This is a genomic window from Cellulomonas phragmiteti (assembly GCF_016862775.1).
GTDB lineage: Bacteria > Actinomycetota > Actinomycetes > Actinomycetales > Cellulomonadaceae > Cellulomonas > Cellulomonas phragmiteti.
The window spans coordinates 22,173-35,994 of record NZ_BONP01000005.1 but is presented as its reverse complement, the minus strand read 5'-3'; the positions used below and the strand labels follow the sequence as shown (position 1 = coordinate 35,994).

At 76.7% G+C, this 13,822-nt stretch carries 14 protein-coding genes and 1 tRNA gene; 8 read left to right on the top strand and 7 right to left on the bottom strand.

Annotated elements, in window-relative coordinates; translation table 11 throughout:
- Positions 1-6: 6 nt before the first annotated feature.
- The 4 genes from Cph01nite_RS05885 to Cph01nite_RS05870 all read left to right on the top strand — a co-directional run bounded on the left by Cph01nite_RS05885 (position 7) and on the right by Cph01nite_RS05870 (position 3,536).
- Entirely contained in the window at positions 7-669 is a 663-nt protein-coding gene (locus Cph01nite_RS05885) for a lysophospholipid acyltransferase family protein (protein ID WP_239069068.1), read from the top strand.
- 82 nt (positions 670-751) lie between these two features.
- Positions 752-2,293, top strand: a complete 1,542-nt coding sequence (gene der, locus Cph01nite_RS05880) for a ribosome biogenesis GTPase Der (RefSeq protein ID WP_203672158.1) — start codon at positions 752-754, stop codon at positions 2,291-2,293.
- 7 nt (positions 2,294-2,300) lie between these two features.
- Complete coding sequence (locus Cph01nite_RS05875) at positions 2,301-3,356, top strand: hypothetical protein (RefSeq protein WP_203672155.1); 1,056 nt, start codon at positions 2,301-2,303, stop codon at positions 3,354-3,356.
- A 106-nt stretch (positions 3,357-3,462) separates the two neighbouring features.
- Positions 3,463-3,536 (top strand) — tRNA-Pro (locus tag Cph01nite_RS05870).
- 89 nt (positions 3,537-3,625) lie between these two features.
- Here Cph01nite_RS05870 and Cph01nite_RS05865 read toward each other — a convergent pair.
- Both Cph01nite_RS05865 and Cph01nite_RS05860 read right to left on the bottom strand, forming a co-directional pair.
- Positions 3,626-3,922 (bottom strand): hypothetical protein, encoded by a 297-nt coding sequence (locus Cph01nite_RS05865; RefSeq protein WP_203672153.1) that lies wholly within the window; start codon positions 3,920-3,922, stop codon positions 3,626-3,628.
- Positions 3,919-4,248: an ArsR/SmtB family transcription factor gene (locus tag Cph01nite_RS05860; protein ID WP_239069067.1), complete on the bottom strand. Its 330-nt coding sequence runs from the start codon at positions 4,246-4,248 to the stop codon at positions 3,919-3,921. The genes Cph01nite_RS05865 and Cph01nite_RS05860 overlap by 4 nt, the downstream gene beginning before the upstream one ends.
- A gap of 170 nt (positions 4,249-4,418) precedes the next feature.
- On the opposite strand from Cph01nite_RS05860, the gene Cph01nite_RS05855 reads away from it, so the two are divergent.
- Together Cph01nite_RS05855 and Cph01nite_RS05850 are read left to right on the top strand one after the other, a co-directional pair.
- A complete protein-coding gene (locus tag Cph01nite_RS05855) occupies positions 4,419-5,195 on the top strand; it encodes a DUF899 family protein (RefSeq protein WP_203672147.1) in 777 nt (258 codons plus the stop codon).
- A gap of 68 nt (positions 5,196-5,263) precedes the next feature.
- On the top strand, positions 5,264-6,508 hold the full coding sequence (locus tag Cph01nite_RS05850; RefSeq protein WP_203672144.1) for a glycosyltransferase family 4 protein: 1,245 nt from the start codon (positions 5,264-5,266) through the stop codon (positions 6,506-6,508).
- On the opposite strand, the gene Cph01nite_RS05845 is transcribed toward Cph01nite_RS05850, so the two are convergent.
- Genes Cph01nite_RS05845 through Cph01nite_RS05830 form a run of 4 tightly spaced genes read right to left on the bottom strand, consistent with a single transcriptional unit; the run spans position 6,465 to position 10,505 of the window.
- Positions 6,465-7,274: a glycosyltransferase family 2 protein gene (locus tag Cph01nite_RS05845; protein ID WP_203672141.1), complete on the bottom strand. Its 810-nt coding sequence runs from the start codon at positions 7,272-7,274 to the stop codon at positions 6,465-6,467. The genes Cph01nite_RS05850 and Cph01nite_RS05845 overlap by 44 nt on opposite strands.
- On the bottom strand, positions 7,271-8,299 hold the full coding sequence (locus tag Cph01nite_RS05840) for a hypothetical protein (protein WP_203672130.1): 1,029 nt from the start codon (positions 8,297-8,299) through the stop codon (positions 7,271-7,273). Before Cph01nite_RS05840 ends, Cph01nite_RS05845 begins: the two co-directional genes overlap by 4 nt.
- Entirely contained in the window at positions 8,296-9,399 is a 1,104-nt protein-coding gene (locus Cph01nite_RS05835) for a glycosyltransferase (RefSeq protein ID WP_203672128.1), read from the bottom strand. The genes Cph01nite_RS05840 and Cph01nite_RS05835 overlap by 4 nt, the downstream gene beginning before the upstream one ends.
- Positions 9,396-10,505, bottom strand: coding sequence for a glycosyltransferase (locus tag Cph01nite_RS05830; protein ID WP_203672483.1), 1,110 nt, complete (start codon positions 10,503-10,505; stop codon positions 9,396-9,398). The genes Cph01nite_RS05835 and Cph01nite_RS05830 overlap by 4 nt, the downstream gene beginning before the upstream one ends.
- A gap of 101 nt (positions 10,506-10,606) precedes the next feature.
- Between Cph01nite_RS05830 and Cph01nite_RS05825 the strand changes: the two genes are divergently transcribed.
- Positions 10,607-11,650: a hypothetical protein gene (locus Cph01nite_RS05825; RefSeq protein ID WP_203672126.1), complete on the top strand. Its 1,044-nt coding sequence runs from the start codon at positions 10,607-10,609 to the stop codon at positions 11,648-11,650.
- The gene (locus tag Cph01nite_RS05820) at positions 11,647-12,894 is read left to right on the top strand and encodes a glycosyltransferase family 2 protein (protein WP_239069066.1); all 1,248 of its coding nucleotides are present in this window, start codon (positions 11,647-11,649) and stop codon (positions 12,892-12,894) included. The genes Cph01nite_RS05825 and Cph01nite_RS05820 overlap by 4 nt, the downstream gene beginning before the upstream one ends.
- Positions 12,895-12,929: 35 nt before the next feature.
- On the opposite strand, the gene Cph01nite_RS05815 is transcribed toward Cph01nite_RS05820, so the two are convergent.
- On the bottom strand, positions 12,930-13,604 hold the full coding sequence (locus Cph01nite_RS05815) for a DUF2231 domain-containing protein (protein ID WP_239069065.1): 675 nt from the start codon (positions 13,602-13,604) through the stop codon (positions 12,930-12,932).
- Positions 13,605-13,822 lie beyond the last annotated feature (218 nt).

Here is a 13,822-nt window from a genome sequence, read left to right as displayed (position 1 = left end):
CCCCGCGTGCCGTCGGGGCGTGGCCCGGTCTGGGCGCGCCCGGTCGGGTGGTTCCTCGCCCACGTCCTGTGGGACGCGCACGTCACCGGGGCCGAGCGCGTGCCCCGCACGGGGCCGGTCGTGCTGGCCGCCAACCACGTCGCCGCGCTCGACGGCCCCCTCCTGGTCGGGACCGCACCACGCGGACTGCACGTCCTGGTCAAGGCCGAGATGTTCCGCGGCCCGCTCGGCGGCCTCCTGCGCGCCGCCGGCCAGATCCCCGTCGACCGGACCATGGCACGCCCCGCGCTGCAGTCCGCCCTCGGCGTGCTGCGCCGCGGGGGAGCGGTCGGGATCTTCCCCGAGGGCACCCGCGGCGGCGGCACCGTCGAGCAGGTCCGCGCCGGCGCCGCCTGGCTTGCCGTGAACGGCGACGCGCAGGTCGTCCCCGTCGCCATCCTCGGGGCACGACGCCCCGGCGACCCGCCGCGCGGGCTGCCGGCGCTGCGCCGCACGCTCCACGTCGAGTTCGGCGACCCGGTCGACGTCCGCTCCGCCGCAGGACCGCGCCGGGCGGCGATCGACCACGCCGCCGGCGTGATCCGGGACGCGCTCGCGGACCTCGTCGTGGCCGCGCAGGAGCGCACCGGCGTCCGGCTGCCGGCGGACGACCCCCGCTCGACCGTCTGACGCAGGCGTGCGCGCGGCTCGCCGCCGACCCGCGCGCACGCCCGTGGCAGGACGCGGGCGCCCGGCAGGGGACAATGGGCCCATGGAGCAGCCCGACCCCACGACGACGCACGCCCCGGACGACGACCGCACCGCCCCCGACGCCACCGCCCCCGAGGCACCGGCGGCCCCGGACGCGACGGACGACGTCGACGACGCCGCGCGGGAGCGGGCGCTGCTCGCCGGCCTGGCGGAGTACGAGCTCGGCGACGAGGACCTCGCGCTGCTGCACGGGGGCGGCGCGGACGGCGACGACCGCGAGATCGCCACGACCCTGCCCGTGCTGGCTGTCGTGGGGCGCCCCAACGTCGGCAAGTCGACCCTGGTCAACCGCATCATCGGTCGCCGCGAGGCCGTCGTCGAGGACAACCCCGGGGTGACCCGTGACCGGGTCAGCTACCCCGCCGAGTGGTCGGGACGCCGGTTCACCCTCGTCGACACCGGTGGCTGGGAGGTCGACGTCGCGGGCATCCACAAGCGCGTGGCCCAGCAGGCCGAGGTCGCCATCGAGCTCGCCGACGCCGTGCTGTTCGTCGTCGACGCCACCGTGGGCTCCACCGACACCGACGAGCAGGTCGTGCGCCTCCTGCGCCGCTCGGGCAAGCCCGTCGTGCTCGTCGCCAACAAGGTCGACGGGCCCGCGGTCGAGGCCGACGCGTCCGCGCTGTGGTCCCTCGGCCTGGGCCAGCCGCACCCGATCTCCGCGCTGCACGGACGCGGCACGGGCGACCTGCTCGACGCCGCCATGGACGCGCTGCCCACGGTCTCGGCGCACGCCACGCCGCTGCCCGACGGCCCGCGGCGCGTCGCCCTCGTCGGGCGTCCCAACGTCGGCAAGTCGTCCCTGCTCAACAAGGTCGTCGGCTCCGAGCGGGTCGTGGTCGACGACGTCGCGGGCACCACCCGCGACCCCGTCGACGAGCTCGTCGCGCTCGGCGGCAAGCCGTGGGTCTTCGTCGACACCGCCGGCATCCGGCGTCGCGTGCACCAGACGTCGGGCGCGGACTTCTACGCCTCGCTGCGCACGCAGGCGGCGGTCGAGAAGGCCGAGGTCGCCGTCGTCCTCGTCGACGCCTCGGCGCCCATGACCGAGCAGGACATCCGCATCATCCAGCACGTCATCGACGCCGGCCGTGCGCTGGTCGTCGCGTACAACAAGTGGGACCTCATGGACGAGGACCGCCGCCCCTTCCTCGAGCGGGAGATCGAGCAGCAGCTCGTCCAGGTCCAGTGGGCGCCGCGCGTCAACGTGTCCGCCCGCACCGGCTGGCACACCGACCGCCTCGTGCCCGCTCTCGAGCGGTCTCTCGCCTCGTGGGACACCCGCATCTCCACCGGGCGCCTCAACGCGTTCCTGGGCGAGCTCGTCTCGGCGCACCCGCACCCGCTGCGCGGCGGCAAGCAGCCGCGCATCCTGTTCGCCACGCAGGCCTCGACCCGCCCGCCCCGGTTCGTGATCTTCGCCACCGGGTTCCTCGAGCCGACGTACCGGCGGTTCATCGAGCGTCGCCTGCGCGAGACCTTCGGCTTCGAGGGGACGCCCATCACGATCTCCGTGCGCGTGCGCGAGAAGCGCAAGCGGTGACCCGGGAGTGACCGCCCGGCGACCCGAGCGCCCGGCGCGCGCGACACCGCACGTGCTGCTGCGCCTCGGGCTGCCGCGCGACCCCCGTGGGCCTCGGCACCTCGCGACCTTCCTCGTCGCGACCGCGGCGACGGTGCTGCTCACCCGGGCGCTGCTCGCCGCGACCGGGTACCCGCAGCTCGGGGGCGACGGTCTGCACATCGCCCACGTGCTGTGGGGTGGGCTGCTGATGGCCGTCGCCTTCGTGCTGCTCCTGTCGTTCACCGGTCCGTCGCTGCGGCCGCTCGGTGCCCTGGTCGGCGGCGTCGGGTTCGGGCTCTTCGTCGACGAGGTCGGCAAGTTCGTCACGTCCGACAACGACTACTTCTACGAGCCGACCGCGGCGATCATCTACGCGACCGTCGTGGCCCTGGGTCTGGTCGCCGACGCCCTGCACGGACGCCGCCCGCCCGACCCGCGCGAGGCGCTCGCGGGCGCCGTGGACGAGGCGGTGGCCGGGGTCGTCGGCGGGTTCACCCCGGCGGCGCGGCACCGTGCCGAGGCGCACCTGGCCGACGCCGGGGACGTGCCGGGTGCGCGCGAGACCCGGGCGCTGCTGCGCAGCATCGAGGACGACCAGGCCGAGCTGCCGGACCCGGTCGGGCTGGTCGCCTCGGGGGTCGTGCGCGTGCTGCACACGCTGGTGCGCGCGCGGTTCGTGCCCTGGCTCGCGGTCGCCGTGCTCGTGGGGACGTCGGGCGTGACGGTCAGCGGTGCCGTCGCCCGGTGGTGGGGCGGCGACCGGTCGCCGGGCTGGGTGGTCGCCGGCGCGCTGGTCGCCGGGGCGGTGAGCGTCGTGCTGGCGGGCGTGGGCCTGGCACGGGTGCGGCACGACGCCGTCCACGGGTACCTGTGGTTCCGCCGTGCGGTGCTGGTGAGCCTGCTGGTCACCCAGTTCTTCCTCTTCCGGCTCTCGCAGTGGGACGCCTCGTGGGGGCTGCTGGTCGACCTGCTGGTGCTCGGCGTCGTGGGCGCCGAGCTCGAGGTGCTGCGCCGGCGGCGCGAGGAGCGCGCGGCCGGGTGAGGAGGCGGGCACCGGCGGGGTTCGTGGCGGGACGTGCCGGCCGGGGGTGGTCGAGTGAGCCGCGTCGGGTGCGATAGAGTCTTCGACGGCCCCCGCGGGGGCACGACGGGCTGTGGCGCAGCTTGGTAGCGCACTTGACTGGGGGTCAAGGGGTCGCAGGTTCAAATCCTGTCAGCCCGACGTCGTGGCAGATCGAGGCCCGCACCGCAGCAGCGGTGCGGGCCTCGTCGCGTCCGCCGGCGCCCTGCGGACACGGACGCCGTGGTGCGTCAGTGCTCGTCGTAGTGGTCGTCGTGGGCGGCGTGCCGGTGCCCGTCGTGGACGTAGTCGGTGTGGTCGTCGTGCGGGACGGCCTCGTGGCCGCAGTCGCCGCCGTGGGCGTGCTGCTCGGTGGTGTGCTCGGCGACGGCCTCGTGCTCGTCGTAGTGGTCGCCGTGCTCGGCGTGCCGGTGGGTGCCGTGGACGTAGTCGACGTGGTCGCCGTGGGGCACGGCCTCGTGGCCGCAGGCCGCGCCGTGGGCGTGCTCGGCGAGCGTGTGCTCGGCGTGCGTGTCGGTGACGGTCATGGGTGGTCCTCCTGGGGTCCGTGGGGCCGCCCCTGGGGGGTCGGCTCCGTGACGTGGGCGAGCGCGTCGGTGACGACGTGCGTCACGTGCTCGTCGGTGACGCGGTAGGTGACCTCGCGCCCGTGGCGGGTCGCGGTGACGAGGCCGCTCTGACGCAGCGTGCGCAGGTGCTGGGAGACCAGCGGCTGCGTGCTGCCCGTCGCCGCCACGAGTGCGCCGACGGTGCGCGGCTCCGTGGCCAGCAGCAGCAGGAGCGTGAGCCTGGACTCGTGGCCCAGCACCTTGAACAGCTCTGCCGCCGCGTGGAGCCCCGGTTGACCGTGCACGCGCGCCAGCACACCACAGATATTGCGACATGGCAATGTGGCTATGTATCGCGAACGGGAGTCGTTCCCGTGAGCCCGCCGCCCCGCGGCCGGACACTTCGCGACGTCCGGCAGGTCGGCACCCATGACCCCGGTGGGCGCCCGCCCGCCCCGACACCGCGGAGGACACCATGACGACGCCCCACGAGTCCGCCACCCGACCCGGCCGACCGCCTGTGGTCGACCACGCCACGTGGCAGGCGGCCCGCGACGAGCTGCTCGTGCGCGAGAAGGCCCACACCCGCGCGGGCGACGCGATCGCCGCCGCGCGCCGCCGGCTGCCGATGGTGGAGGTCGACGGCGCGGTCCCGGTCGTCGGACCGGACGGACCGATCCCGTTCCGCGACGTGTTCGACGGACGCGAGGAGCTCGTCGTCTACCAGCACATGTGGCACGACGGTGCGCCGCACCAGGGCCAGTGCGAGGGCTGCACCGTCAGCGCCTGGCAGCTGCGGGACGCGCCCTACCTCGCGGCCCGGGGCGTCGCGTTCGCGATCCTCACCACGGGCGCGTGGGACGAGGTGGCGCCGTACCTGCAGTTCATGGGCTACACCCAGCGCTGGTACTCCGTGCGCGGGGTGACCGGGCCCGTCGGTGAGGAGATGGGGAGGTTCGCCTGCTTCCTGCGGGACGGCGACCGTGTGTTCCTCACCTACACGACCACCGGTCGGGGAGTCGAGGTCGCCTCGCCCTCCTTCCAGCTGCTCGACATGACCCCGTACGGCCGCGGCGAGGCCTGGCAGGACGTGCCCGACGGCTGGCCCGCCGGCGCCGAGCCCGGCTGGTACTGGCGAACCGACGAGCGGGGGCGCGGCACGTGGGGCCCCACCGGCCGCCCCACCCCCCAGTGGACGCGACCCGGCGCGACCCCGGTGGAGACGTCGGGCAGGCGCGGGTCGCACCACTGACCGCGGGCGGGTCGCCCGTCGGGGGTGCCGGCCGAGCGGGCCGCCGCCCCCGCGGGCAGACTCGGGACATGACCCCGACGCGTCGAGACGGCGGCCGGTGGCTGGTCGCGACCACCGAGTACGCCGGTCTGACCGCCTACACCGGGGGGATCGGGACCCACTACGCCGGGCTGGCCCCCGCTCTGGTCGCGGCCGGAGCGCAGGTCGACCTGCTGGTCGTCGCCCCGGGGCCGTTGCTGTCGGACCGGGCCCCGGGCGGCGTGCACCTCCTGGCGTCGGCAGCGGTGCCCGGGTCCGGGGTGGCGGCGCTGTCGCGACGAGCCCACGTCGTCGCGTCGGCCGCACGGCGGGGGCGCTACGACCGCGTGTTCCTCCCGGAGTGGGGGGCGCTGGGTGCCCGGCTGCCCGCCCGCGCCCCGGTGCTGACCAACCTCGCGACCAGCACGGCGCTGCAGAACGCGGTCGCGGGCTTCACCCCGGCCTCGTTCGGCTGGCGGCAGGGGACGGTGCAGGTCGTGCAGTCGTTCCTGGAGACGCGGCAGATCCGCCGGTCGGCCGGGTTGATCGCCATCTCCACCGCGATGGCGGACCGGACGCGGCGCACGCTGGGCGAGGTCCCCCCGCTGCGTGTCGTCCCGAACACGGTCGACGTCGCGCAGGTCCGTCGGCTGGCCGGCGCGGGCCCGACGCCGACCTGGTGGCCCGGAGCCGCCGGGCCGGTGATCCTGTTCGTCGGTCGGCTGGAACGACGCAAGGGCGTGCTGACCGCGACCGAGGCGTTCGCGCGGGTGGCCGCCGCCCACCCCGACGTCCAGCTGGTCCTGGCCGGCGCCAGCGGGGACGCCCGCTTCGAGCCGGACCGTGACGAGCTGCTGTGCGCGGTCCCGCCCGCCGCGCGCTCGCGGGTGCACCTGGTCGGGCACCTGTCGGCCGAGCAGCTGCACCCGTGCGTGCGGGCCGCGACGCTCGTGCTGTGCCCGTCGGTGTGGGAGGGGTTCGGCAACGCGGCCCTGGAGGCCCGTGCGATCGGCGCGCCGGTCGTCGTCACGCGGGGGAGCGGGTTCGACGACTTCTGCACCGACGGGCGCGACGCGCTGGTGGTGGACCCGGGCGACGTCGGCGAGCTCGCCCGCGCCGTGACCCGCCTGCTGGCCGAGCCCGCGCTGCGCGAGCGGCTGGGTCGCGCGGCGGCGACCTCGGCGGACGACTACGCCCCGGAGCGCGTGGCGCCGCTGCTGCTCGACGCGGCCGACGAGCTGCTCGGGGCCCTCACCGGGCGGACGTACGGCGCCACGTCCCCCCGTCCCAGGTGATCGCCCCGGCGGCGGCGAACGCCTCCAGCCAGCCACCCATCGGCCACCGCCCCCAGCGCTGCGCGAAGCGCGCGCCGTTGCGCAGGATGTCGTCGAGGTGCTGCCACGGGGGGGACTGCGTGGGGTGGAACTGGTGGTACGCGTGCGCGCCGCCGACCCACAGCAGCGGGACGCCCCGCGCCCGCAGGGCACAGGCGTAGTCCGTGTCCTCGGCGCCGTAGCCCTCGAACCCCTCGTCGAACCGCGGTCCGTCGGCCCACCGGGTGGCCGCGACCGCGAACGACAACGACCAGAACAGGTCGTACTCCTCGGGCGTCGCCGCACGCAGCTCGCCGTCGCCCGGGTCCGGGCGGGCGGCGTGCGGGGCGGTGCGACGCGCGAGCTCGCGGGGGTCGTCGACGTCGACGCCCGCGGGCAGGTAGCTGACCGGGCCGCACAGCACGGCGTCGGGCCGGGCGGCGACCGTCGCGGCGTACCGGTCCAGCGTCCCCGGCCCGGGGACGCAGTCGGCGTCGAGGAGGACCAGGGCGTCGGCACCGCGTCGTACCGCCTCGTCGGCGGCGGCGTTGCGCGCGGCGGCGACCGGCAGCCCCGCCGTGCCGGGCGGCACGCGCAGCACCACGTCGGCGTCGACGTCGTCGACCGGTCCCGGGCCGATCCACGCGACGACGTAGAGGTCGGCGTGCTGCCGGCGCACGGCCACCGCCTGGTGCCCGAGGTGCTCGCGGCGGCCGGCCGAGCACACGGTGAGGACGGCCGTGGTCATGCGGCCCCGCCCTCGGCGACCTCGTGCACGACCTGCGCGGCCCGGCGCGCCGCCCCGTCGACCTGCCAGCGCTCCCACCGCGGCTCCAGGTGCCGGGCCTCCTCGAGCAGGTCGGGCCAGTGCTGCGGGCTCGGCCAGGACGGGCGGACGACCGCGAGCCGCGCGTCGCGCAGCGCGTGCCCGGTCGCGTGCTGCTCACCGAACGGCCGGTCCTGCGGCAGCACGACAGCGCGTGCACCCGCCGCCGCGAGGTCGGCGACCGCGTTCTGCCCCGCCCAGCTGACGACGACCTCCGCGGACGACAGCGCCTGCCAGGGGTCGTCCACCCACCGGCCCGACGCGTCGCCGAGCGTGCCCGCGAGCCTCCAGTCGCGTCCGGGGGTCGCGTCCTGCGCCCGACGCAGGTCGTCGCCTCCGACGGCGGCACCCCCACCACCCGCGAGCAGCAGCACGCTGCCGGACCTCACCGGGTCGGGACGGCGACCCTCGAACCGGCTGATCCCGCCGGTGAACGTCACCGCGTCGCGCACCCGCGCCAGGTGCGCCGGCTCCAGCAGACCCGCCGGCCACGGGGCGATGACCCGGGTCGCCGCGGCGAGGCCGACCGCGTGGGCGGCGTCGTCGCGGGCACCGGGCTGGGTGACGAGCACCGTCGGTATCCCCAGGAGCCTGCCGAGCAGGGTCACCTCGACGGACGTGTCGACCACGAGCGCGCCGACGTCGTGCCGGTCGAGCCCCTCGACCAGCCGGGCGAGCCGGCGCCGGTGACCCCGGTGCCCCCGCGGTGCCCAGTGCAGGAGCCCGCCCACGGTCGGGTCCAGCACCTGCGGCGGGAGGCTGCCCGGCTCCGTGCCGTCGTCGCGCTCGAGACGGGTCCACGTGACGCTCTCGGGCAGCTGCGGCGGTCGCTCCATCGAGCCGAACGCCGCGACGGGCTCGTCCAGGTGCCTGCTGATCGCCCGCAGCCGGGTCGCGTGACCGGACCCGTGGTGGTGGACGTACCACCCGACCGTGCGCCCGCTCATGCCACCTCCTGCCCGGCGGCCACGACCGCGTGCGTGAGCAGCTCGTCGAGCCGGCGCATCCGGACGTCCAGCGAGAACGCGTCGCGCACCGAGGCCCGGACCTGCGCGCGGTAGCGCGGGTGGCGTCCGCGCGCGACCAATGGCGCGGCGGCACGGGCCATCGCCGCGACGTCACCCGGCGGCGCCACCGCCATCCCGACGCGACCCCGCTGGACCTCGGGGAGCCCGCCGACCGCGAAGCCGACCACCGGCGTGCCGCAGCTCAGGGACTCCGGCGCGACCAGACCGAACGGCTCCTCCCACACCGACGTGACCAGCGTCGTGGCGCTGCGCCCCACGAGCCGGGCGAGCCGGCGCTGATCGAGGTGCCCGCTCCACCGCACGTCGGCGCCCAGCCTCGGAGCGATCTGCGTGCGCATGTACCCCTCGTCGCCGACCCGGCCGGCCAGGACGATGCGTCGGCCGAGCCGGCGCGCCACCTCCACCGCCAGGTGGGGCGCCTTCTCCGGGACGATCCGGCCGAACCACACCAGGTCCGGCCCGCCGGGCCCGACGGGCCACTCCTCGACCCGCACCCCGTTGTGCAGCAGGGTCGAGGCGACCCCCGCCCGCGCCCACGACGCCCGGGTGTGCTCGCTGACGGCCACGAACCGGGCCGTGGCGGGCGCCAGGCGCGCGGCCTCGACCAGCGCCGGCTCCGGCGGGGTGTGCAGGACCGTGACGACAGGCGCTCCGAGCCCCGCCGCCCGCAGCACCGGCAGCGGGTGCAGGCAGTGGTTGAGCACCACGTCCCACCGCCGCGCCGCCGCGACCTCGTCCAGTGCGTCGTCGAGCGCGCCGACCGTGCGTGCCAGGGAGTCGGTCGGCCAGGTGTCGTCCGTGGCCACGTCCGACGCGTCCCAGGTGACCGCCGGGAGGCGGAACCGGGGGAGCCCCGGGTCCAGCTGGTCGGACCCCTCGACCGCGACGAGGTCGACGCGGTGGCCGCGTTCGCGCAGCGCGCGGACCTCGTTCCACACCATCGACTCGAGCCCACCGGCGTGCGGCGGGCCGAGCGGGAAGCGCAGGGGGGCGACGACGAGGACGTCGAGCGCGCTCACCGGCGAGCCGCGATCAGCTGCCGGTACAGCTCGCGGTGGTGCTGGACGGACGCCTCGTCCGTGCGGGTCCGGTGGTGGGCGCGCTCCCGGACCAGCGCGTCGCGCTCGCGGCTGCCCGCCGCCGGCAGGTCGAGCGCGAGCCCCAGCGCGCCCGCGAGGTCCGTCGCGGCACCGGGCCGGTCGAACGGCGTGGTCGTGACGACCGAGCCGTCCGGGTGCTGCTCGGACAGGTGGCCGATCTCCGGGGCGACCACGGGCACGCCGAGGTCCCAGCACAGCTCCAGCCAGCCGGAGTGGGTGCCGTGCCCGTACGGCAGAAGGCACGCGTCGAGCCCGGACAGGTGCTCGGCCAGCGCGTCGTCGCTCGGACGCGCGTGCTCCACCAGGGTCACCGACGACCCGTCGCACAGGTCACGCACCCGCGCAGCGGCCCGGTCGTCGCGCGTCCTGTCCCGCAGGTGCACCTCCACCTCGAGGTCGAGCCCGGCACCGGCCAGTCGCCGCGTCGCCCCCACGAGCGCTGCGACCGCCCCCGCGCCGTCCACGCCCGGGCGCAGATCCTTGAGGTGGGTCGCCACCCGCCGGACGGACCGCCCGCCGCCCGCGGGCGGCGTCCAGCCCGTGCGCAGGACGCGAGGGTGCGGCACGACCGCGGCACGGCGCCCCCAGCGGCGGGCGATCGCCGCGGCGCCGCCCGCCGTGAGCGTGATCACGCCGTCCGCGGCCGCGAGCAGCACGCCCAGCTGTGCCACGTGGTGGTCCTGGTCCGTCAGCTGCGGGTTCTCGAGGTCGTGCACGGTCACGACGACCGGCCAGCCGACGCGGTGCGCGGCGTCGAGGGCCGCGCGCAGGTGCCCGACGCCGAACGACTCGGTGCCGAAGTGCACGTGGAGCAGGTCGGCCTCGTCGCGGTGGGCCTCGATCCACGCCGCGTCCAGCGCGACGGGCGGCCACCACTGCCCGGGCTGACCGCCCGGGACCGGCGGGTCGGGCAGGACGACGACCGACGGGTCCGCCGTCGCCGCCCTCACGTAGGGGTGGTCCGCGGGCACGCAGACGGCACGCACGGTGCTCGGACGGGGGTCGTCGAGGACGACGAGGGGCATGGCTGCCACGGCGTGCACCACCATCCGATCTGTTCTCGCCTGCGGGGTGGCGTCAGTGTGTCCCGGTGGCCCCGGACGCGCGACCGGGCGACGATGCGTGCATGCCGACGCCCGTCCCCGACCTCGTCGTGCTCGGACCGCCGGGCCACGGCGTCACCGGCTACGCAGCCGACCTCGCCGCCGCCGTGCGCTCCCGGCGCCCCGACGTGCGGGTGCTCGAGGTCGAGGACCCCACCGCGCTCGTCGAGCTCGCCGGACGCGGGCGCCCGCTGCACCTGCACGTGACGGACCACCTCCTCGGGCGCTCCGCGCTCGAGGCGGCCGACGTGGTCGAGGCGGTCGCCACCCGGTGCGCGCTGTCGCTGACCCTCCACGACGTGCCGCAGGCCTCCGACGGACCCGGACGGCTGGAGCGGCGGGCGTCGGGGTACCGGCGGATGGCGCTCGCGGCCCGCCTGGTGGTCGTGAGTAGCGAGCACGAGCGTGCCCTGCTGCACGAGCACGTCGGAGCCGGTGTGGCCGCCACCGCGCACGTGGTCCCTCTGGGGTCGGCGGCACCGGTCCCCACCGTGCCTGCCCCCGGCGGGCCGGTCGTCGAGCGTGCCGAGGGCCTGCGGGTCCTGCTGGCCGGCTGGGTCTACCCCGGCAAGGGGCACCTCGAGGCGGCGCGCTCCGCGGTGGAGGCCGCGGCGGGGCTCTCGGGCGACCGCGCTGCCGTCACCGTCGTCGCCGTCGGCGGGGCGTCGCCCGGCCACGAGTCCGAGCTCCTCGACCTGCGGGCCGCGGTCCGCAGCGTCGGCGCGGAGCTGCAGGTCACGGGCGTGCTGAGCCGTGACGCCTACCGCGCCCAGCTCGCCGGCCCGGGCGTCCCCGTGGTCGCGCACCAGCACGTCTCGGCGTCCCGGACGCTGCTGGAGTGGGCCGAGCACGGGCGGCGCGCGGTCGTCCTGCGCTCGCGGTACACCGAGGAGATGGCGGCCTTGCGCCCGGGCCTCGTCGAGGTCGTCGACCCTTCGGGGCTCGCCACCGCGATCGCCGCTGCCTGGGGCGCCCCGGAGCGGACGTGGCTCCCGGCGACCGCCGACCTGCGCCCGGACCTCGCCGACGCGGCCGCCGCGCACCTGGCGATCTGGGAGGCCGCGTGACGCGGCCGCGCGCCGTCCCGCAGAACCGGTGGGACCTGCTCGACGGCCTGTGGCCCGACCCGCTGCCCGGCGTCTCGGTGGTCGTCGCCCACTACGACCAGCCCGCGCAGCTGGCGCGCACGTTGGCGGCGGTCCGTGCCCAGGACTACCCCGACGACCTGCTCGACGTGGTCGTCGTCGACGACGGCTCGCCCGTGGCGCCCGAGGTGCCCCCGTGGGCCCGCCTCGTCCGGCAGCCGGACCGTGGCTTCCGGCTCGCGGCCGCGCGGAACCTGGGGATCAGCACCGCGCGGCACGACCTGGTCGTCCAGCTCGACGCCGACACCGCACCCGAACCCGGCTACGTGCGGGCCCTGACCCGGCTGCCCGCGCTCGCCCCCGACTGCCTGACGGTGGGGCGCCGCCGCCATGCACGGTTCGACGGCGTCCCGGCGGGGACGCCGGTGGGGGCCGCAGGCCCCGACCACGAGCTGCCGGAGCCCGCGTGGTTGCGTGACGCCTACGGGCGCACGCGCAACCTGCTCGATGCGGACGACCGCAGCTACCGGTACGTCATCGGAGCGGTCACCGCCTTCTCCCGCCGGCTGTACGAGGCGACCGGCGGGTACGACGAGGGCTTCACGGCGTACGGCGGGGAGGACTGGGAGTGGGCGTACCGGGCGTGGCTCGCCGGCGCCGTCGTGGCCCACGTGCCCGGGGCCGTGGCCTGGCACGACGGTCCCGACGCCGCCGGTCGGGCCGGGAGCACGCTCGCTGCGAAGAACGACGAGGCGCTCCGGCTGGCCGAGCTGGTTCCCCTGCCCGGCTCGGGTCCGCGCGGCCACGTGCCGAGGTACGTGGACGTCCTGGCCCACCTGCCGGACGAGGTGGACGACGCCTGGGCCTACGTCCTGGGCGACCAGGTGCTGGCCGACCTTCCCCACGCCGCGGTGCGAGGACGACCTGAGGACGCGGACCGGGTGCACGACCGCGTGCGGATGGACGTCCAGGTCCTGCGGCCCGTGCTCCTGCGGCCCGGCACCGTGCGCGCCGCCGTCGACACGGTCGCGCGGGAGCAGCTGGGCGTGCTCGAGCTCGCCGACCCGTCAGGCACTCCGTGCGTGCGCGTCTCCTCCCGGCGCGCCGCCGCCCGTGGCGCGCGGCACGGTGGCGACCTGTTCCCGACGCGGGCCCTGCGCACTCCCGACTGCCGTGCCGTGGACGGACCGCCGGACGTCGAGGCGTACCTCGGCGGCTGGGCGTAGCACCCGCCCGGCCGGTCCGACGCGGTCGACCGGCGTCAGAGCGCGGAGGAGGGTCCGACCTGGTCGGCGGTCGCGTCCACCTCGTCGGCGTCGGGCGTCGGTCGGGTGGTCGGAGGGCCGCTGTGCCCCCGGGGCGGGGCGCCGAGACGGGACGACATGTGCCCCCCGAGGTAGCCGCTCGCGCTGACGAGCCCGGTCGCGGCCAGCGACGCCGCGACCCCGAGGGGGCGCGCGCCGCGGCGGCGCAGCACCCAGGAGCCCGCGTACAGCACCAGGCCGGCGGAGTTCAGCGCGGCGTGAGCGACCCCGACGCGCCGGGTGCGTCGGCCCGAGACCGCCCAGTCGGCGAGACCGGTGAGGGACGTCGGCAGCGCAGCGAGGATCCCGAGCCCGAGCAGCCGGTCGGCGTGCGGGCCGGCCGACGGCCCCCCGGTGAGGTCCAGCACGGCGGCGGACGTCCACAGACCGATCGGTGTGTCGGTCATGAGGGGGTGCAGCGCGTGCCCGAGGGGGCGCCCGTGCAGGAGGCGCGCGAGGCCGGGCTGCCGGTCGAGCGCGCGGACCACCCACGGGTGCAGGCGCTCGACGACGGGGTCGAGCGCCGGGGACTCCTCGAGCGTGCGGGTGGCGCGCAGGAGTCGGGGGGAGCGGTCGTCGGCGTGGCTCATGCGGTTCTCCCGGTCGTCGACGGTGGGATCGTCGTCGAGCATCGCACGCAGGTCCCACGGGCGCAGCGTGGGCGGCGAACGACCCAGACTGGCTGATAACGGAACCTAGCGGACCCATCGGTCCGTCACCAGGAGCTGCACCGTCGAACCGCACAGGCCTGCCTGGACCGCGGCAGACGTCGGCGAGCCGGCGGACCCTGCCCGCGGGGGACTCCGGTCCCACGCGACCCACCCGGCGGGGTGGGACCGTCGTGCTGCTG